Genomic DNA, 20,551 nt, shown 5'->3' with positions numbered 1-20,551 from the left:
TATGGAGGTATTAGCTCTGGAAACCCTTTTAAAGAATTTGCCTGCCTGCCATGTGTTAGACCCGTCAATAACGAAACAAGATTATGTGGCTTTGGATTTGTCGGTCACCAACGCAGCACTAAAAACTGTTGATGTTTCCTCTTCGGAAACCTTAGGTGCTTACATCAATACTCATATTAAAGAACATCATGGAAAAGTGGCTTATGGTGGCTATCTCGAAACCCGAAATATCTATAGTAGGAGTACATATTTTAAAGATGCCAATCCTGATACCGAACGCAATATTCATTTGGGACTCGATTTATGGATTGCTGCAGACACGCCGATCTATGCACCACTGGATGCCGAAGTGCATAGCTTTCAAAATAATACCAATTTTGGTGATTATGGTCCCACAATATTATTAAAACATCGTGTGAAAGGCATAGACTTCTATACGCTTTATGGACATTTAAGTTTAGCGTCTATCCAAAACCTAAAAGTTGGACAACAATTCAAGCAAGGCGAACAAATAGCGACACTTGGAGATGCAAGTGTGAATGGCGATTATCCACCACATTTACACTTTCAGATTATTAAAAATCTACAAGGTTATAAAGGTGATTATCCTGGTGTGTGTTCTAAGTTGGATTTAGAATTTTATGCTGAAAACTGCCCAGATCCTTTATTATGGTTAAGCATGAACTCTAATTAAGACACTCGTGGGACGATATTATAAGTGTCGATTTTGTGTATTAGGGTTCTTAATTTATTATAAATACCTAACTCTCTTTTGGTATTTGGATAAGAAAAGCACTTTTGATTAAATTCGTAAGCTTGTTTTAATTCTTTAGAATAGTTTTCGTCTTTTTGTTTTAAAATATACGCCTCTCTAAAATGATACCATGCAAATGTATCCCAAAACCTTCCTTGCCATAAATAATTTTCATTTTGGATACTTATCAATTCAAAATACAACACATCTAATTTTTCAAAGTCTGATAAATTTCCACCTCTAGTCGTATAATATAGGATTGAATTTATCATATAATAATATTTTCGTTCTTTGAATAATTTATCCTCACCTTTATCTTTTAAAGTAGATAATTTATCCTTGGTCAATTCACCATAGTCTAGAGCATTATCATAAAATGCTCGATATGGAATGTCATCGAGTTTTTTATTGGTCATTTCTGGGATAATTATTTTAGAGGCATTGTCCCAAACCTGAAAACTAAAATAAGCAATAAGCATATGTATCCTATAAAGATCATCTTTGGGTTGATCTATTAGTTTAAATAGGTTGATAAGGTCAATAAGTTCATCTCTTTGAGGAGGGGAACACATAATCAATGATGCGCCATATATACTAAGAACACCTATTTCTTCAAATTTCCATTTGTTAGGTTTAGTTTTAAGTAACTTTCTTTTTTTGATGATAAAACTAAATAGGCTACAGATTAAATCATATTCTCCTAAAATCCATAAAATAACAAAATAGGAAACATGTCTATCACTAATTTTTTCTGCATATAAGCAATTAGCCAGACCATTAATAATATTTGTTTGAAACTCTAGATTATCATTTTTCTCAAGACTACCAAACAAATTTTCCATGCTTTCTGTGACGATATCATAGGCTTTGCTTGAAAGAGGAAATCGCGTTAATGCAAAATCTGTATAAAGATTAATATCTCTTTTTTCTGGAAGTAGATCTTTCAGTTTGTTAAAATCTATATGCTTGAACTGATCCCAAACATCATTTAGATTCTTTAGATACTCAATTTCATTTTTGTATTCTTTACTAACCTCTTTTTTATATCTTGAGATTATGGTTTGGACATCTTTTTTATTAAACTTATTGTTATTTTCAGTAAGAGAAGAAAGTGTTTTCAAGATCTCTTTATACCCATCATTATCAAACCAAATTTTCTCATAAAAATTTATATTGATATCGTTTTTTATAAGCTCTAATGTTCTTTCAGGATCATCGATTAGAGAATTACCACTTACTTCTTTATTAAACGTGTTTTTAATCTCGTTTTTGATTGCTTCTAGATCTTCAATAATCTCTGAAGACTCCTGTTTTTTTAGAGCATTAAAAATGGAATCGATCTTATAATAATCTGATCCTCTAAATATACTTATCTTCTCAGAGCCTCTTTTGTAAGTAAGATAATCTTTCTCTAATTTCGTAAGCTCGTCTAGCGCTTTTCCAAGAGTACTAGTTGATTTATAAAAAAGGGGTAGTGTTTTAGTTTTCTTCGAGTTAAATAGATCAAGTTCTTGTTGTAATTGAGAAATAGCTATGGCATCAATATAGTTACTTCGAATTTGTTTGACTTTAGGTCTAATAGTATTTAAGATACTTAATGCATCTTTAAATATTTCTGTTTTTCCTAACTCTTCATATGTTAGTTTATATTTTTTAAAAAAGATAACATTATTAGAATACAATTTTGATCGATCGATCCATTTCGTAGGATTTAGAAGATAATTGATTTTGAATAATGATTCGCAATTAACCTGTATCTGTTCAAAATAATTTTTGGTCGAATCTGCAGTTTTTAGATTGTTTTTTATATTATCAATATCTATTCTACCTATGAAGTCCAATTTCAAATCTTCTACAATTTGATCTTTAGTAAACATAAGGTCAGAGTCATTTAATTTTATTAAAAATTCATCCTGATGTGATTTTAAAAGATGAATATTATCTAACCAACCTCTTACGACAGAAGCATAAATCAATAAGGATTCATTTTGATCAAATTCATTAATGTCAATTGAATTTGGTTTACTTAATGCACATAAACCAAGAATCATTGTAATAATGTCATAAGTGTCAAAATACAATTTGATTTGAATCTTGTTTTCCGCTTTATCTAAATCTTCAGAATCTTGAATTCTATAATAGTACAGAATCTCATCTAACTTTGATTGGTAAGTAATGTTCTCCATATTAATTTAATTATAAAACGCAATATGTTTTGTGGCAGGTAAACTCATGACATTAGCTGCTTCTTTTTTAAATTCTTCAATTTTTTTGGTTTCCACAATAAAATTTTCGAATTCATCTATTCTTTCTCTTAAATCTTTAAACTCATCATAATCAAGTATTTCATTAATAATGCTAAAAGCTTTTGAATTTTGAAAACGTTCAATTAACTTAATAGTTATTGAAGCATCCTTTTGTTCATTTAATGACTCAAACAAATCAAAAAAGCTAGTTTTATAATAATTAGATAACTCATCTATTACTTGATCTTCGGGAATGACCATTTTGTCAACAAAGGTTTCAATATCTGATAAATTCGATTTTGAATGCTTAGATATAAAAAGAGGTAATACTACCTTCTTATGTATATCACTTAAATAATTTAACTCTTTTAGTTTTCTATTATTCAACCGATAATAAATATATGCTAGTTGCATTTTTAATTGGGTCGATGTTTTGGCCGATGTCAATTTAGAATAGATATAATGATTGCTTAACGCTCTTTTATTTGATCTGCAAAATAATAGGATGCCTTTAATAATGATTGATTCTTGATCTTTATAAAATTCATTATTGAACATATATTCAAAGAGTTCCGTTCTTTTTTCAAAACTATATGTTGGAAATTCAAGCAAGTAATCAATTGCTTTGTCTGAGGCAGTTATACCTTTATCTGAGCTAAACCATTGGACTAAAATATGGTCTTGTTTGCTTAAGATCATAGTCAAAAACGCTTCTAATTCATCATTAGTAAGTGCCTCGAAAGGATCTAAATTATTAGAAAGAATATCCTGAATTTTCATTTTATTGCATGTAGTATTTTAACATATTCTAAATCTTCAATTTTGAAGAGCTGAGATACATTTATAGCCTCAGGCAGATACGATACGTTTTCAATTTTATAATCTACGGTTTTTGTTCTGAATTTTCCCTCATTCAGAATATAAGTTTTACCATAATTTTTAAATTTTAATTCGGTAGGACGAAAAAATTCAGACAAATCGCTATCTGCAAATGTTGGCCTGTAAAGTGTTTTTTTAAGATCTGTTTTAAAAATAAAGGCTATAAAATTAGTTGTCTTATAGTCATTGTAGCCAAGTCCGAGAGCAAGTCTTGCTTCTTCTGCAAATTCTGTTTCCATAAATGAAAAAGGATCTGCTCTACACTCATTTTCATTCCAAGTAAACCATATCGACCTATTAGGAGCTTTGATCATTAGATCTTTATCCTTGCTTCTAATTTTATTTGCTTTCAATGCAGTTAGGAAATCATCAATGGTATACGTAATGAATCTATCTGGATAATACGAATCCAAATGTCTTTTGAAAGAACTCAAAGGCATAACTGTACCAAGTTTATTTGGACAATCTCTTTTTATAACATCACCTTTTCTAAGTGAATTAGCTCTTACAAAATCGGTTAATTTTTTTTCTAGTAATGTTAAATCATCTTTGTTATTGACAATTTCAGTAAGTATATCGTTCATTGCCGACGCTTCTAAGAAATGTTCATTTTTTATGTTTTCAACTATTTGTTTGGTATGACTAGAAAGGCTTGACCAATGCGTCAAGGTATCTTCTAAATGCTTTTTATCAACGGTAATAGTATAGTTTTTCATTAAGATGAACTAGATTTTATTCTCAGAAGAGCTCTAATTTAACAAAATAAAAATAGAGGATTTTAGATATATATCCTATACGTAGTTCTACGTATATTGAAGAGTATATCTACCTGTTTTGTAAAGGTATTAGTTGTTGTAGTTAGTTAATAAAATGTTAAATAATAACCGAACGTTTGGTAAAATATTAAATAATTTTACATTTGCACTATGAGACCACAAAAAGTACAAGATGAACAAATGTTAAACGGACTAATGTCTGTTATGAGATCTAAAGGTTATGATGGTGCTAGTCTTAAAGAGTTATCTGAAGCTACAGGATTAAAAAAAGCAAGTCTTTATCATAGATTTGAAGGAGGAAAGAAAGATATGGCCTCTGCGGTTCTTGCGTACTTGGAAAGTATGGTAAAACGAAGTATTTATAAAGTACTTGTGGATGAGAATATATCACATAGCGAACGACTTGATACAGTGCTTTCTAGTATAAATGATATGTATAATGGAGGTCTTGAAACTTGTATGTATCGATCACTTTCCCTTGATTCTGGAATTTCTTTGTTTGGAGATCAAATAAAACAAGGGATAGATCTTTGGATCAATGGTTTTATAAGTTTTGGTGTGGACAAAGGCATGAGTAAAAAAGAAGCCACACAAAAAGCAAATCAAACATTTATTGATATTCAAGGTAGTCTTGTAATGTCTAAATCGATTGGATCAACACAACCTTTTATGAATATCCTAGATAACATTAGAAACAGATATCATTAAAAAAATTTAAATATAAATTTTACCGAATGTTCGGTAATTAAATATAATCACAATTACTAAAAACAATGAATACAATGAAAACAATGAAAACTTATGCAATGATTTTTATTTTGACCCTAAGTACAATCTTAGTTCAAGGTCAATCACACAAAGAGACCCATTCAAAGAAAACCTATCCTACCAGCTATAATACTGTGAAAGTTGATGGTTTGGATATTTTTTATCGAGAAGCTGGCCCTAAAAATGCACCTACTTTAGTCTTACTACATGGCTATCCAACATCATCTCACATGTTCCGTAATTTAATGAAAGATCTGTCATCAGAGTATCATTTAATTGCACCAGATTACCCTGGATATGGTAGAAGTTCACAACCTGCAATGAAAGATTTTGACTATACTTTTGAAAATATGTCTATCATTATAGAAAAATTTTTAGGGAAACTTAAAGTTGATACTTATAGTTTATATTTAATGGATTATGGTGCTCCTATAGGATACAGAATCTTTGAAAGGCATCCTGAGCGCGTTGAAGCTTTTATTGTACAAAATGGGAATGCCTATAAAGAAGGACTAACAGAGTTTTGGAATCCTTTAAGAACCTATTGGAATGATTATACTATAGCTAATGGAAAGGCATTAGAAGGGTTTCATTCATTAGAAGGTCTAAAATGGCAGTATACTCATGGCGTGCAAGATATCTCTAAAGTGAGTCCTGATAATTGGCATATTGATTTGCAACACCTCAGTAGACCAGAGAATAATGAAATTCAATTAGCCATGTTTTATGACTATCGTACTAATGTAAGCTCATACCCAAAGTGGCAAAAGCTATTTAGAAAACACCAACCACCAACATTAATTGTTTGGGGAAAGAATGATATTATTTTTCCGGCTGAAGGTGCTTATCCTTATAAGAGAGACTTGAAAAATGTGGAGTTTCATTTATTAGATACTGGGCATTTTGCTTTGGAGGAGAAAGGTGATGAAATTGCCAACTATATTTCTAAATTCTTAAGGAAGAATTTAAAGTAAAAATAAGTAAAACCAAAGCCTGATAAATTTCTATCAGGCTTTTTAGTTTATAATTACTGGGAGGTTATGATTTCAATCGGAATATGTTTTCCCGTGTCTTGATTTGATTCTATAAATTTCCAATTGTCATGTTCATTTTTCATCCCATAGAGTGGTTTTTCAGACCGAATATGAAATATCCATTCGCCTTTATTGTATGTCACGTTATCTTTACCATACTGACTAACAAAAAGATTATAGGCCATTGAAACTGCATAATCCATTCCATTTTCATCTTCAAATTCCGTCAAATCCATAGTTATGGTTTGACCGCTTTGGATACGAGCATAATGTCGTGAGTTCTTGTAAATTATAGTATCAATTTTAAAATCAGAATCCAACACCATTTTGTTCTTTGTGTCTTCCGAATAAAACTTTTTAAGTTCGACCAAGACTTCGCTTTTAGAGATAGAGTCAAAAAAGAATTCTGGATAATAGTCTACCAAAGTCTCAAAATCATTTTCATTATTAGCTTTAATAAATGTCTCTATGTCACTACTCAACACTTCATTTTCGGTCTTTGAGCACGATAGTAAACCTATGGAGATAAATATTACGACTAGTATTTTTTTCATAATTATATGCTATTGGTATGCGTTTTTCCTTCCGCTAAAATCCATCTGGCATTGGAATGTTTTGCCAATGATTCATGCTATCCAAAATTCCGCCCATCAGTACAAGCGTAATAATCCAATAGAGAATATTAATAAGCATATGTTTCCATTTTCTGCGTCCGAAAAAACCTTGGACTACAATAACAGGGGCAACGGTTGTAATGGCAATAAAAGTTCCATGCCAAGCACCATGCGCAAAGGTGTCAAAATCACCTTCCTGATTAATACCAGAGTTATTAAAATTCAAAAGAAAAAAGGATAGAAAAAAAGACAGCACAATAGCGACGATAAGTGTCACTATCGCATTTGGTTTTTTTGCTTGATTCTCGGTCATACCTACCGAATCCATCCATACATTACCAAATACATTTTTGTGGTAATAGAGAAATCCGATGAGTAGTGGCATTAGTGTCGCCAAAATCATTGAAAGCCAATTAATATCGTCCATGATTGAAGAAGTGTTTTGATTAATCTTTTCAAGATACTGTATAAGTGCTAGTCGACCAAAATTTTATTTTGAAGCGATGTTTGAACTTTTTGATTTATTTATCTAAAGCCACCAAATGTGCTTTCCATTCACTTGGAATATCGGTAAGCGCATACACTTTTAATCCGTCCTTCTCAACGCTAGCAGTAGATTGGGTGAGCGTTTCATTTAAGAATTCTGTATCCAACTTGTACATGGCTCCAGATGCTGGATCAATGATGAGCATTCCTAACAATCCACCAATAAGAATGTTACCAAAATACCAACCGTCGAGTTTGAACTCAACAGGAACAATTTTAACATCATAGCCTTCTTTTTCAAATTTCACCTCATATCTGGCCTTAGAAAAATAACCGTTCCCTGCTTTTAATTTTAAGGTTGCAGGTGTATTACCAGTGTAGACGTCGTTACCTTTTTTATCCGTAATCGTAATTTTTGCTCCCGAAGGAGAACTGTCAATGGAAATAGGATACTTTGATTTACTAACAATACTAGCGCAGCTGGTTGTAAATAAAATGATGCTTGCTAAAAAAAGAGCTGTAATTTTTCGTGTCATGTGCGATTGATTTTTGATTGGTTTGTATTTAAATTTATGTAAATGGGTTAACTTTTATTCTATGGTTCGGTTAATTTGAATGTCGTGTAATTGTTTGACGAGTCTTCCTAGTTTGTGGTTTTCAGCATGAGCAGAGACAGAACTAGTCACATTAATATCATGCTTCGATTTCATATCGGCTTCAAACACCATGATGATATTTGCGTCGTTAGCGCCATTAATGGAAATCTTGAAATAGTGGTGTTCAAATTCCGTCTCGGTCTTTAATTTACTGGCTTGATATGCAGGCCAGTCTTTAGTCGTTCTTTTTGTATTTGGCATGTTTTTTACCGCAAACTTGTCGAAATTTCTTTTGATCGCTTCACCCAAGCTTTCATCTGTGCAGTCAAAGTCTAATTGCTCAATATCCTCTTGTTCATATCGTATCCAAGATTCATCAACATATTGCGGAGCGATTAAGATCGAGTTCAATTCGGAACTCACATAAAGCACCACCATTTTAACCAGCATATTGGGATCTTTTTTAAAGAAATTCAGTAATCTCATTGTTAGATGTGTTGACCAGAACTAAATTAGTAAATAAAACCACAATGTAGGAAAATGCATAAGGGTTTTAATTCCCATACGGATTTTTAGCAGTCGCGAACGGACTTTCAAATGTTTTCCATGCTGTTGTTGTTAGCGATTTCCCATCTATGTTCATTGGTGTAAACCTCACTTTATACTTGCCTTTTCCATTAAATCGAAACGCTCCAGAACACATGCCGTGTCCAATATAGAGTTGGTCTTCTCTTCCTATTAAGTAAAATGTCGTGCTTGTATTAGTGCTCACTTCAACCACTTCTGTTTTAAACCAAACTTCAGATTCTGGCATATGCTTAATTTTGAAGACCGCGTGTGCTGATGGTCCGCAACCATAATAAGCAACTTCAGAATTTTTAAATTCAAGTGTTAGGTTAGAATGGAGTGGAGTACTTGATGTATCGCCAGTCGTCGTCCAATAGACTTTTTCTCTTTTCTTTTTTTTACGATTGTATTTAGACATTTCTGCGCCTTCACTATTGGTTTGGTCTGTGTATTTAAGCACGTAGGTTGTATTGGGTTTTAATTCGGAAACAGGACAAAAAATAGCTTGTGTTAATTGCATTTGCCCTTTTAAGATATCTTGGAGGTGAAGCTCAATTAACTCTCCATGTTCACTTTCCAGATAAATAGTACGCTCTTTAAAACTGTTTATTGTTTTTTGACTAAAGGCATAGCCTTGAATAATAAACATTGAATTTAAGCTAATCTCCCTAGTTTCGGGAAAGAAATACATGCCGTTGGATGTACAGTCTGCAATGGCTGAGTTGAAGCTCAAGCTCAAGAGTAGAAGAATGATAATTTTTTTCATGATGTGAGTTTCCTGAGTTGCATCAAATATCATTCCGTTGATAATTTGCTTTGCCAGTTTGCTACGCTCGTTTCCGAGTATGCATAGAACTAGCAATTAGTTATACACGTTGTTATATGTTTTTAGCTATTCTTTTTCAACCGAAGTTTCCCATCCGTCGTAATCACCGTCGTAGGATATGGCTAATTTTCTTAGCGAGGACGTAATGGTGTAAATAGAATTAAGGTCAACTTTGTCTGTTCTATAAAAACGGATGACATATGGTTTGGATTCATTCTCAATTTTTGTAGAGTTTTCAACCTTAAACTTCAATTTTTTAATTTCTTTTTTAAAGGATTCCATTTTTGATTCATCGTCAAAGTATGCCCAATGATCAACACGTCTGGCTTTACTCAAATTATCTCCAGCTTCTATTAGAGTCTCAACTACACTTTGATCTCCAAGATATTCGATGATTTCTTCATTTGGATAAAGAAACTCTCTATAATAAGTCCAGTTTTTGTCTTCCTTAAGATTTATATAATAGTCATAGTTTGGGTAGTTTGATGTATAGAATTCCTTTAGTTTATTTTCAATTCCGTTGCTGCTCTTAAGATAAAAGTATTCGAGGCGTTCGTAATTAAACATGAATGAGCCAACACATATATGTTCAGAATTCTCATTGATTAATGTAATAAGTTCATCTCCAATCTTGTGTAATAATCGAAAGGTTTCATCTTCGGGAAATCCGTCTTCTCTTTTACTTTCGTATGTTATTCCAGTTACCAATACATAAGGATATTCTGGTAAGGGTGTTTGATCGAAAATGTCCATCCTAACTGTAGTCGATCCAGGTTTGTTTTCTTCGTATGATGCTATATAGGATTCCCAATTTTCAACCTCGTTTTGTCCAAAAGTGTATAGACTACAAAAGCATATGGAAATGAGAAGTGTGTATAGTTTATTCATATTAGGTGTTTGTGTGTGCTTAATTGCTGGTTAGAACTAAGTTAACAAATAAAACTGAAATGTTGGGAAGCTCACATGATTTTCTAAAAAGATATTTGAACTATGAATTATAATATAGCTTGTCGTAAATTAGTATAATAATACAACTCTATCAATGATGTGGAAATATCTACTCGCTTGGATTCCTATGGTATTCATTGCCATTTTAAACGGATTGTTTCGTGAAAAAGTTTTAGCAAGTCGTTTTAAAGAATTGGTCGCACATCAATTATCTACAGTGACGTTAATTGTTTTATTTGGAATCTATGTTTGGATCCTCCTGCGTTTTTTAAAACTAGAATCTGCTAAGGAGGCATTACAACTAGGTGTCTTTTGGTTAGGCTGCACTGTTGTTTTTGAGTTTTTATTTGGACACTATGTGGCAGGTCACTCTTGGAGCAAATTGTTTAATGATTATAATATTCTCGAAGGTCGTGTCTGGATCTTTGTTCTGATTTGGACCACGATAGCGCCTTATGTGGTTTATAGGATGCAGAATTAGGTTGTATTGTTTGATAATGGGTGAATGATAAATAGGATAATATTAGAGTGTTGAGATATTAGAAATCTGTTCTTTTAAGAGTTTTTGCAACTTAACGCTAGCTTCTCAAATTCTTCTTGATAGTCTGGGAAGTTTCTTTTTTCTCTCTGATCTTTTATATAAGGTTCTACAATAACCCAGTATTCGTATATGCTTTTTCCCAAGAACTTTTTTACAATATTTTTTTTAATCAATTTATTGTTAACCAATAACGCCAAGGTATCAAAGTAATGGCAGAGTTGCATCACATGATGATGTCCAGTTTTTGAAAGCACAGTTATATTTTCTTGGGACAACTGATTTTTCACATAAAGACGATGATCAACAAATTCTGGGCTTCTGAATTCTCTTATTAACTCCATAAAGAAACTAGCAGAATTATAGTCTTTCGTCTTTTTGAATGAAATAAAGGAAATGATAAGTGCAACAGTTGCAAGAACGAGTGAAAAGTCAATCTCTAATAATTTGTCCATAGATTTAGATACTTAAATGATTACATAAAAACGAAATACTAACCTCAAAGCGTTAGTTGTTCTTTGATTCATTAAATTTAAAGAAAGAAAACGAACCAGAGGAAAATCCGTAGGATTTTGCTAGCGCCAGTTTGCTACGCTCGTGTCTGAGTACTCACAGAATCAGCAATTGACAATACACGTTGATGGCACCTGTTTTTTAATCAAAGAATTCATTAATAATCTTCATAAAATCGGTTTTATGGGAATTTTTATTTGAGGCTGAATGATTAACATCTTTTAGATCTAATACCCTTAGCGTAAATCTAACAGTATTTATATTGCTTTTTTTTAACTTACTCAAGTCTTTTTCGTTTAAAACAAAAACTGCCTTAGCAATATCATCAACAAAATCAGATTCGATTAAATTCTCACATGCTATGACTGTTCCATCATCAAGATAGATAATTAATTTTCCAGTGAAATCAGAATTCAATTTTGGTTTTGTGAAAACTGCAACATATTTGGAAGAATCATCTTTCGCAAAAAGAATTTTCAAGTCATCTGAGTCTTCTTTATTTGAAATTAGGACTATTGTTTCAGTACATGGATAACTTTTTTCACCTATAAAGAATAAATCTTGCCCACTCAAATTGATTGTAGTGAACAATAAAAAAACGGTTAATATTTGTCTATGTCTCATGTTTTTACAAATTGATGCTAACATGTTCGTATATGATTTCGTTGTGTATGGTTAAGAACTAAGTTAGTAAAAGAAAACGAACCAGAGGGGAATCGGTAGGGTTTTCCGAGTGGTCTAGAACCAAGCAATTAATTATATATGCTCTCAGGCATAGTTTTATTCTTCTAGTTCTAATTCTCCTAATTCATCTATGATTTCTTTATATCGTTCTGTTATATCATATTCTAAAATTGGTGAATCACTAAACTTTACATCGTATTTTGATTCATCCTTTTCCATTGGTGTGAAAAAGACATAATACTTGTCTTCTGTAAAGTTGCCAAAACCATTTTTCGCCTCTATTTCCAAAGACACAAGAGTAGTTTTACTTTTTACGTATTCATTTTCATCATTAAACATTTTGTATTTATGAATATATGTCTCATTGAATTTTGCCGTGTTTGGATTCTTAAGATTATCTTTAACTTCTTTAATTGCTTCCTCATAGAAATATCCAATTTGCTTTATGCTATAATCGCATTCAAAGGTTATTCCCTTATCAGAAAACTTACGAACGAATTCCAATTCTCTTTTTGTTTTTTCAATATGGCTTTTTGGTATTTCAGTTTCTTTAAATTCTATTTTTTGATTTTCAAAATACAATTCAACATATTTGTTTTTCGATTTAAACCATGTTGTATCGGTCTTTAATTCGTTGGTTTTAAAAAGTCCGTTAGAGCTATTCTTGAATTTCATAAAATTCCATCTGCAAATTTTTAAACTATCTGAATTGATGGCGACTATTGTGTCATTAATAAATGTCAAGTATAATTCTAATTCACCATCGATTCCTTTATAGAATTTCCCTTTTTTATTAAATTCCGACTCTGATTGACAAGAAATAGCAAAAAAAGCAATTGTTATTATTAAAAGTGTTTTTTTCATAGGTGAAATTTAAATTATGTCTAACGTGTTCGTGTATGATTTGTTACGGAAAAGTACACGCCTTATTTTCCGCAATATAATATAGTAAAAAGGACACAAAGATTGTCGTCTTAGCCATCTGTAACTATTAACTATACTCATTGTTACCAGCTGGAATTTTTTCATTAATAATTAATCGGTATTTTTATCAACTTTACCCTCAATAATTCTCGTATATAATTTCAAAACATCTCCAGGTAACTTATCATTGTAAAAATCATCTCCAATTGGATTAAGATCATCCTCAATCATGAGACGAAGACACTCCTCCACTATATACCATGCCATATCTTGGTTATCAAAATCCATTACTGGTTTTGCAGTGTAGGGTAGACCTGTGAAAGAGCCTAAGTTGTTCTTAGTAGTTGTCCATCGACAAAAATTCAAAATAATTGGTACAATTTTAAAGCTTGGATCTTCTTCTTTTCTTTCAAAAGCTTTTTTTATTTCGTGCTCATGAATATAATCTGTTTTCATAAAGTTTGGACTAATCATAAAACATATTATATCTGATTCCATTAGGTTTTTTTGAATTTCATCACTCCAGACAGATCCAGCTTCTAATTCGCTACAATACCAATGAGAAACTTTGCCATCCCTTTTCAATGCAGAAAGATGCTCAATAAATTTATTCACTAATCGAAGATCTTGTTTGGAATATGATATGAATATTTTTTTCATTTTCATTGGAGTGTTTAAATGTTTTTTAAATTCCGTTAATCGGTAAATTTTCTTGTCGTAGTAAAAGACTAAGTTGTTGTTTTTTTCGTTTTGATATATTGTCTCCAATGGAATATATTCCGTTGAATTTTCAACTGGCACTAGCTTTTTAACTTTTATACCTTGATTTATTGAGTCAATATAATCTACAATTGTTTTTATGAATTTGTCATCAGTATTATTTACAGCATAAATATCTAGATAAGCGGATTTACTTTTATTATTTCCAGGAATAAACTTAACCATCACAATTTCATTGGTGCTTTCATCCTTAATAACAATACCATTTCTCCAAAAATAAAACAAGGAGTCATCATTTGTTTCGCTAAATGCTTTTGATCCGTAAGCAGCAAAGAAATCAAGAATAACACTTTTATGAATAAAGGTTTCATATTGAAAGCGATAAACAGGTCTTTTAAAAAGTGAATTAAATATTCTTATACTTTGAGGTGGGTTTTGTGGTAAATAAAGTGGGGCAACAAAAGATTTTTTTAATTCCAGTGGATGCTTAAAAAGAATTTTAAAATGAAGCATTAAATTAATTAAATCTGAAACTTCACTACTTGACTCGTTTTTTCCTAAAGCACTTATAATTTCAGATTTTTTAATTTCTCCAGTAGATTTATTTATTTTTAGAAGTACTTGATTCAAGTCTTTAAGTATTTGATTTTGATTCAAAAACACTTTTTTATTCAAGGTTTTACTTTCAGGATAATAGAGGCATAATCCTATATCTGCTAAAAAGTTTGCAAAAACTAGGGCATCTTCTTTATTGAAAATTATCGTGTTTTTCTGTTTTTGTGACTTTCCTTTTAATTCAGGGATTTTTTCAATTATTGAATTACAATATTTAAGAAAATCGTCCATCGAAAAGTGATTCTTAAATTCCCTTTTTTCAATATCCTGTTTAATATAATTCCAAGTTCCAAGATACTGTCGATTTAAAACGTCCAGACTATCAAAAATATCAAATAACATATCTTTTGATAGATCAAGTCTTTTATTATTGTATACTGAAACTTGATCGAAGTCATATATTTTCGGATAATTAATTCTAATAGATGCCTCGTTTAGAAATGATTTTAGTTCTTTTGAATCTGCTTTATTTTGAAGCACCAATATATTCTCTTCATCTTCAATGGGTTTAGATAACTTGTTAGTAGATTCTAAGACGTGTTTAGTCCATTCTGTATTACTTAAAACTGATTCTTCAATTTGCTGATCTCGCTCATCTAGAATTTTTGTTATTGATTTTTCAACTTGGGTTAATTTTCTTTTTTGTGTATGATATCTGATTGAATCAAGCCAATATTCAATGGGAAAAGTTTCAATTTTTACTTTCTTTTTATTTCCATCACTTTGGAGTTGGTTTATTTCTAATTCATCAAAATAATTAGAAGAACTTTCCCATAAAAGTATATATGCAGTTCTGTTAGTAAAAAAAAGATGATGAGTGTCATGGTAATATTCCTGTCCTCCGAAATCAAAAATTCTAACATTGTAGCTTTTAGAGTTTTTTTGTGCTTTCCAGATTCCAAAATCTAGCCAATCAGTAGTTGCTATTTTTTTATTTACTTTTTCAGTTTTTAACCAATTAACATAAGTCGATTTACCTACATTGCTATTACCAACCATTATGAGCTTAATGTCTCCATTTATATAAGGTTCAATCTGAATTTCTTTTTCAGATTCGAGCTTTGAAAAATATGTCATCACGCTTTTTTTACCTTTTGCAACTATTTCAGCTGGCGGTATTGATAAAGGGTTGCTTGCAATACTAATTGTGTTGTTCTCCCATCTTGAATCTTTAATATCAATTCTTGAGATTAAATTTTTAATCGGAGAAAGGTCAGTTATCTGATTTGAGTGCAAATCAATGGTTTGAATGTTCGACTCAGAAGATAGAAAAATAAGACTTTTTATTTTATTGTTACTTAAATAGAGCTCATTTAAATTTGGGAATTTATTAATAGTTGAGAAACGACTTATGCAATTGTTATTTAAGTACAGTTTAGTTAAATTGGATAATCTTGATAATGGTGATACTGCATTAATCTCGTTATTACTAATGTTTAAGATTGAGAGTTTTCTTAAATTAGATAATGGTTTGATATCAGTAATACTCCAATTTGAGATAAAAGACCTTTTACTTCTATAAGAATTTTTCCAATTTCCTCCCGAAATAAGGACTTCTAGATTTTTTAAGTATTTTAATTCTGATGGAAAACTGAATAATACATTTGAATCTAATTTATTATTGCTAGTTTTTCTCACCCAAGCTCCATTCAGGTATTCTCCCCATTCGTTGCTTAGAATCAAAGTTTTTAGATGTGTATTATTAAATAACTCTTTTATATCATTTAAACTTGTCAAGCCACAGTTCCCTAAATCCAAGGTTAACTCTTTTGTTTCAAAATTTGATTTTATAAGTCCTTTTGCATATTCAAGCGAATTTGAAAGAGAATTAATAATAATTTGTCTTAGAACAGGACCTAATTGATATAATCCTTCATATTCACGAAAATTCAAACCATTAATAGGTAGAAAATACTCAACAAAAGGAAAATATTTTTTTATAGGACTATGACTGACTTTCCTATCAAAATGATCAAATCCAAAATGATACCCAACAATTATTTTTGATTTCTTCGAAAGAATTTTTAATTGCTCAATATGATTACTATTTATTACAGGATTTAAACCATTTTTTTTAGCTTCAACTATGTAAATAATAAAGTTTTTTACTTTTTTATCATTTAGTTCTTTCGCAACTAAATCAATATTTCTTTTTTCTTTGATTTCTACATTGATTTCATCAGTTTTTGTTCTAATAATCCAATCAGTCTCTTTCTGTATATCTTTTTTTAATTGATTGTTAATTTGAGTGAATTCCTCAATAATCTTTATTAGAAAAGTCTTTCCAACTCCTGGACTACCAAGGACATAAAGATTACATTTAAATTTATTCATAGTAAATATGATTCCTTGTCTTTTTTTGATTTGTTTCTTGTCTTCTATGAGCGCTTGTTGCCAACTCATTATATGAAGACAAAAGTTCCTATTTTTGGTAATATACTTCCCAAAAACAAAAATTAAGTTCCATTTTATAGCTTATAAAGCTATAACAATAAGCTGTACAATTTATACGTAGTTCTACGTATATTTCAAATAAAAAATCCCGAGTGTTATACTCGGGATTTTGATGTTTATGTTGTTATGAGACACTTCGACTGTGCTCAGTGTGACATACGGCTTGTCGTTTGACCAAGTCTTGTCAAACGTCATTGCGTCTGAGTGAGAAGTCAAATGTCGCTTAGCGACTACTCGACTAAGACCCATTCACCTTTAGCTATTAAGGGAATGGCTTGTTTATACTTGACCGTTTTATTTTCGCCACTCATCACATGCTTAATCGTAACTTTATCATTACGACCAATTTTTGGTTGCTCTCTAACAATAGTTTCAACCACTTGTTGCTGTTGGCGAGATGCACCAGCACCAGCAGCTCTACTTTGTGCAGCACGTTCATCCATATTAGGGATTTCGTCCTTTTGCGTTTCAAGCTTCTCTTGCTTACGTGCTTTTGCTTCCTGGATGTTATTTTGTGTTTCCGAAGGTAATTCGCCTTTAAATAAGAACGAGATTACATCCTTATTCACCTGGTCAATCATTTCCTTGAACAACTCAAAAGCTTCAAACTTATAGATTAATAACGGATCTTTTTGCTCGTGAACCGCTAATTGTACCGACTGCTTTAACTCATCCATTTTACGTAAATGTGTTTTCCAAGCATCATCAACAATCGCCAAAGTAATGTTCTTTTCAAAATCGTTGATTAACTGTGTGCCTTTGGTTTCATAAGCCTTTTCAAGGTCTGTTACCACTTGTAAGTTCTTCACACCATCGGTAAACGGTACCACGATACGCTTGTATTTATCACGTTGATTCAAGTACACATTCTCAATCACTGGGAATGCCAACTCGGCGTTACGTTGCATTTTTTCTCTGTAATGCTCAAAGGCAGATTTATAGACTTTTCCAGCAATATCCTGAACCGATAACTTTTTAAAATCTGCTTCGGAAATAGGCGAGCTCATCGAGAAGTATCTAATCAATTCAAACTCGAAATTCTTGAAGTCTTCAGCTGCTTTATTATTTTCTGCAATCCCTTCAGAGGTATCGTAGATCATATTTGCTAAGTCTACACGAAGACGCTCACCATGTAGGGCATGACGACGACGTTTGTACACCACTTCACGCTGTGCATTCATCACATCATCATATTCTAAGAGACGCTTACGAACACCAAATTGGTTTTCTTCTACTTTTTTCTGTGCACGCTCAATCGATTTTGAGATCATAGAATGCTGAATCACTTCACCTTCCTTTAATCCCATTTTATCCATCATTTTGGCAATACGCTCACTACCAAATAAACGCATGAGGTTATCTTCTAAAGACACATAAAACTGTGAACTTCCTGGATCTCCTTGACGTCCTGCACGACCACGTAACTGGCGATCGACACGACGTGAATCATGACGCTCTGTACCGACGATGGCCAAACCACCTGCTTCTTTTACGGCGTCTGATAATTTAATATCGGTACCACGACCTGCCATGTTGGTTGCGATAGTTACCTGTCCTGGTTGTCCAGCTTCGGCAACAATATCGGCTTCTTTTTTATGGAGTTTCGCGTTAAGTACATTATGCGGTACTTTTCTAATCGATAACATCTTTCCTAAAAGCTCGGAAATTTCAACGTTTGTTGTACCAATCAATACTGGTCGTCCTGCTTGAGATAAGTTGGTAACCTCATCGATAACAGCATTGTATTTTTCACGTTTTGTTTTGTAAACTAAATCCTGACGGTCATCACGTGCAATTGGTCGGTTGGTTGGAATTTCCACCACATCCAATTTATAGATTTCCCAGAATTCACCAGCTTCTGTTACCGCAGTACCTGTCATACCAGATAGCTTACGATACATTCTAAAGTAGTTTTGTAAAGTTACTGTAGCAAAGGTTTGCGTTGCATCTTCGATCTTTACATTTTCTTTCGCTTCAATCGCTTGGTGGAGTCCGTCACTATAACGACGACCATCCATAATACGACCCGTTTGCTCATCAACGATCATCACCTTATTGTCCATCACCACATATTGGATGTCCTTTTCAAATAAAGCGTATGCTTTTAATAATTGGTTGAGTGTATGGATACGTTCCGATTTAATTCCGAAGTCTCTAAACAACTCTTCTTTTTCGGCAGCTTCCTCTTCTTTAGATAAGCCTTTGCTTTCAATCTTTGAGATCTCCATACCAATTTCTGGCATGACGAAGAAGTCTGGATTTTCTTTACCAGATAAGAATTCAACACCTTTATCGGTTAACTCCACCTGATTATTTTTTTCTTCGATAACGTAGTAGAGCTCTGCATCAACTTTAGGCATTTCTCTGTTGTTATCTTGCATATAGAAATTCTCTGTTTTTTGGAGTAAGGCCTTAATCCCTTCTTCACTTAAGAATTTAATTAAAGCTTTATTTTTAGGAATACCTCTGTAGGCTCTCAATAATAAAAACCCACCTTCTTTGGTATCACCTTCTGCAATTAATTTTTTAGCTTCAGCTAATACGCCAACAAGCTCTTTTCGTTGTGCACTAACAATCGTATCGACTTTTGGCTTAAGCTCTGTAAACTCGTGACGATCACCTTGTGGAATCGGTCCAGAAATAATTAATGGTGTACGTGCATCATCGACCAATACAGAATCGACCTCATCAACAATCGCATAGTGATGTGGACGCTGTACCAAATCTCCTGGCGAATGTGCCATATTATCTCTTAGGTAATCGAAACCAAATTCGTTGTTTGTTCCGTAGGTAATATCTGCTTTATAGGCTTTACGTCTTGCTTCAGAGTTTGGTTGGTGGTAATCAATACAATCGACACTCAATCCATGGAACTCAAAAATAGGAGCCATCCACGCGCTATCACGTTTGGCTAAGTAATCGTTAACCGTTACTAAATGCACACCTTTTCCAGCTAAGGCATTTAAGTATACAGGAAGGGTTGCTACTAAGGTTTTACCTTCACCAGTTTGCATCTCTGCAATTTTTCCTTGGTGCATTGCTGCTCCACCAATAAGCTGTACATCGTAATGGATCATGTCCCAAGTAATTGGCTTACCAGCGGCATCCCAAGAATTGGCCCAAATGGCTTGATCGCCTTGAAGTGTTACATAATCTTTATCACCAGACACTAAACGGTCAAACTCATTAGCTTGTACTGGGATTTCGGTATTGTGAACAAAACGCTTTGCTGTTTCTTTAACTACGGCAAAGGCTTCAGGCATAATATCATTAAGAACGACCTCAGAGACCTCGTAGATGTCATCTTTGATTTTATCTATTTCAAGGTAGATGTCTTCTCTTTTGTCAATATCATCAGTGGCTTCAGCATCTTTTAATAATTGATCTATATTGTCTTGAAGCGGTTTACGCGCTTCGGCTATTTTGTCTTTGAACTCCGCAGTTTTGGCTCTCAATTGGTCGTGAGATAACTGCTCAAGTGCACTTTCAAAAGATTTCACTTGATCTACAATAGGAGTAAGCGCCTTCACATCCTGCTTGGCTTTGTCTCCTACAAATACTTTAAGTACTGAATTTAAAAAACTCATTCGTGTTTATTTATGTTATTAG

Annotated in this window: 18 protein-coding genes; 4 read left to right on the top strand and 14 right to left on the bottom strand. The window is 32.4% G+C overall.

Translation table 11 applies throughout. From position 1 onward, the window contains the following. Nucleotide 1: 1 nt before the first annotated feature. Nucleotides 2-694 (top strand): peptidoglycan DD-metalloendopeptidase family protein, encoded by a 693-nt coding sequence (locus Q0783_RS09190; RefSeq protein ID WP_298894589.1) that lies wholly within the window; start codon nucleotides 2-4, stop codon nucleotides 692-694. On the opposite strand, the gene Q0783_RS09185 is transcribed toward Q0783_RS09190, so the two are convergent. From Q0783_RS09185 to Q0783_RS09175, 3 genes are read right to left on the bottom strand one after another with little or no spacing between them, the layout of a single operon-like run. Next, nucleotides 691-2,940 carry a hypothetical protein gene (locus tag Q0783_RS09185; protein ID WP_298894588.1) on the bottom strand — a complete coding sequence of 750 codons (2,250 nt, stop codon included), beginning with the start codon at nucleotides 2,938-2,940 and terminating at the stop codon, nucleotides 691-693. The two genes, Q0783_RS09190 and Q0783_RS09185, sit on opposite strands and share 4 nt — an antisense overlap. A 6-nt stretch (nucleotides 2,941-2,946) precedes the next feature. Continuing rightward, the gene (locus Q0783_RS09180) at nucleotides 2,947-3,780 is read right to left on the bottom strand and encodes a hypothetical protein (RefSeq protein ID WP_298894587.1); all 834 of its coding nucleotides are present in this window, start codon (nucleotides 3,778-3,780) and stop codon (nucleotides 2,947-2,949) included. Next, on the bottom strand, nucleotides 3,777-4,595 hold the full coding sequence (locus tag Q0783_RS09175; RefSeq protein ID WP_298894586.1) for a hypothetical protein: 819 nt from the start codon (nucleotides 4,593-4,595) through the stop codon (nucleotides 3,777-3,779). The genes Q0783_RS09180 and Q0783_RS09175 overlap by 4 nt, the downstream gene beginning before the upstream one ends. A gap of 210 nt (nucleotides 4,596-4,805) precedes the next feature. Here Q0783_RS09175 and Q0783_RS09170 point away from each other — a divergent pair, with 210 nt between their 5' ends. Both Q0783_RS09170 and Q0783_RS09165 read left to right on the top strand, forming a co-directional pair. Continuing rightward, a complete protein-coding gene (locus Q0783_RS09170; protein WP_298894585.1) occupies nucleotides 4,806-5,363 on the top strand; it encodes a TetR/AcrR family transcriptional regulator in 558 nt (185 codons plus the stop codon). A 74-nt stretch (nucleotides 5,364-5,437) separates the two neighbouring features. Continuing rightward, nucleotides 5,438-6,397: an alpha/beta hydrolase gene (locus tag Q0783_RS09165; protein ID WP_298894584.1), complete on the top strand. Its 960-nt coding sequence runs from the start codon at nucleotides 5,438-5,440 to the stop codon at nucleotides 6,395-6,397. Nucleotides 6,398-6,450: 53 nt separating this feature from the next. Here the strand turns inward: Q0783_RS09165 and Q0783_RS09160 are convergent, their stop codons facing one another. From Q0783_RS09160 to Q0783_RS09135, 6 genes are all read right to left on the bottom strand, one after another. Then, nucleotides 6,451-7,011 (bottom strand): hypothetical protein, encoded by a 561-nt coding sequence (locus tag Q0783_RS09160; protein WP_298894583.1) that lies wholly within the window; start codon nucleotides 7,009-7,011, stop codon nucleotides 6,451-6,453. 34 nt (nucleotides 7,012-7,045) lie between these two features. Then, entirely contained in the window at nucleotides 7,046-7,498 is a 453-nt protein-coding gene (locus tag Q0783_RS09155) for a DUF1761 domain-containing protein (protein ID WP_298894582.1), read from the bottom strand. A 94-nt stretch (nucleotides 7,499-7,592) separates the two neighbouring features. Beyond that, nucleotides 7,593-8,093 (bottom strand): PEGA domain-containing protein, encoded by a 501-nt coding sequence (locus tag Q0783_RS09150; RefSeq protein WP_298894581.1) that lies wholly within the window; start codon nucleotides 8,091-8,093, stop codon nucleotides 7,593-7,595. A gap of 54 nt (nucleotides 8,094-8,147) precedes the next feature. Continuing rightward, nucleotides 8,148-8,639, bottom strand: a complete 492-nt coding sequence (locus Q0783_RS09145; RefSeq protein ID WP_298894580.1) for a hypothetical protein — start codon at nucleotides 8,637-8,639, stop codon at nucleotides 8,148-8,150. 67 nt (nucleotides 8,640-8,706) lie between these two features. Beyond that, complete coding sequence (locus Q0783_RS09140; RefSeq protein ID WP_298894579.1) at nucleotides 8,707-9,486, bottom strand: hypothetical protein; 780 nt, start codon at nucleotides 9,484-9,486, stop codon at nucleotides 8,707-8,709. A gap of 126 nt (nucleotides 9,487-9,612) precedes the next feature. After that, nucleotides 9,613-10,434, bottom strand: coding sequence for a DUF695 domain-containing protein (locus tag Q0783_RS09135; RefSeq protein ID WP_298894578.1), 822 nt, complete (start codon nucleotides 10,432-10,434; stop codon nucleotides 9,613-9,615). 154 nt (nucleotides 10,435-10,588) lie between these two features. Between Q0783_RS09135 and Q0783_RS09130 the strand changes: the two genes are divergently transcribed. Further along, nucleotides 10,589-10,975, top strand: a complete 387-nt coding sequence (locus Q0783_RS09130) for a hypothetical protein (RefSeq protein ID WP_298894577.1) — start codon at nucleotides 10,589-10,591, stop codon at nucleotides 10,973-10,975. Between the two features lie 74 nt (nucleotides 10,976-11,049). Here the strand turns inward: Q0783_RS09130 and Q0783_RS09125 are convergent, their stop codons facing one another. The 5 genes from Q0783_RS09125 to secA all read right to left on the bottom strand — a co-directional run bounded on the left by Q0783_RS09125 (nucleotide 11,050) and on the right by secA (nucleotide 20,529). Next, entirely contained in the window at nucleotides 11,050-11,487 is a 438-nt protein-coding gene (locus Q0783_RS09125) for a hypothetical protein (RefSeq protein ID WP_298894576.1), read from the bottom strand. 199 nt (nucleotides 11,488-11,686) lie between these two features. Next, entirely contained in the window at nucleotides 11,687-12,169 is a 483-nt protein-coding gene (locus Q0783_RS09120; RefSeq protein WP_298894575.1) for a hypothetical protein, read from the bottom strand. 156 nt (nucleotides 12,170-12,325) lie between these two features. Further along, complete coding sequence (locus Q0783_RS09115; protein WP_298894574.1) at nucleotides 12,326-13,093, bottom strand: hypothetical protein; 768 nt, start codon at nucleotides 13,091-13,093, stop codon at nucleotides 12,326-12,328. A gap of 171 nt (nucleotides 13,094-13,264) precedes the next feature. Beyond that, nucleotides 13,265-16,891 carry a COR domain-containing protein gene (locus tag Q0783_RS09110; protein ID WP_298894573.1) on the bottom strand — a complete coding sequence of 1,209 codons (3,627 nt, stop codon included), beginning with the start codon at nucleotides 16,889-16,891 and terminating at the stop codon, nucleotides 13,265-13,267. 281 nt (nucleotides 16,892-17,172) lie between these two features. After that, nucleotides 17,173-20,529 carry a preprotein translocase subunit SecA gene (gene secA, locus Q0783_RS09105; protein WP_298894572.1) on the bottom strand — a complete coding sequence of 1,119 codons (3,357 nt, stop codon included), beginning with the start codon at nucleotides 20,527-20,529 and terminating at the stop codon, nucleotides 17,173-17,175. Between the last annotated feature and the right edge of the window lie 22 nt (nucleotides 20,530-20,551).

Source organism: uncultured Psychroserpens sp., from assembly GCF_947500255.1.
Taxonomy (GTDB): domain Bacteria; phylum Bacteroidota; class Bacteroidia; order Flavobacteriales; family Flavobacteriaceae; genus Psychroserpens.
Note: the sequence above shows the minus strand (reverse complement) of the source record. Positions and strands in the feature narration are given on the sequence as shown.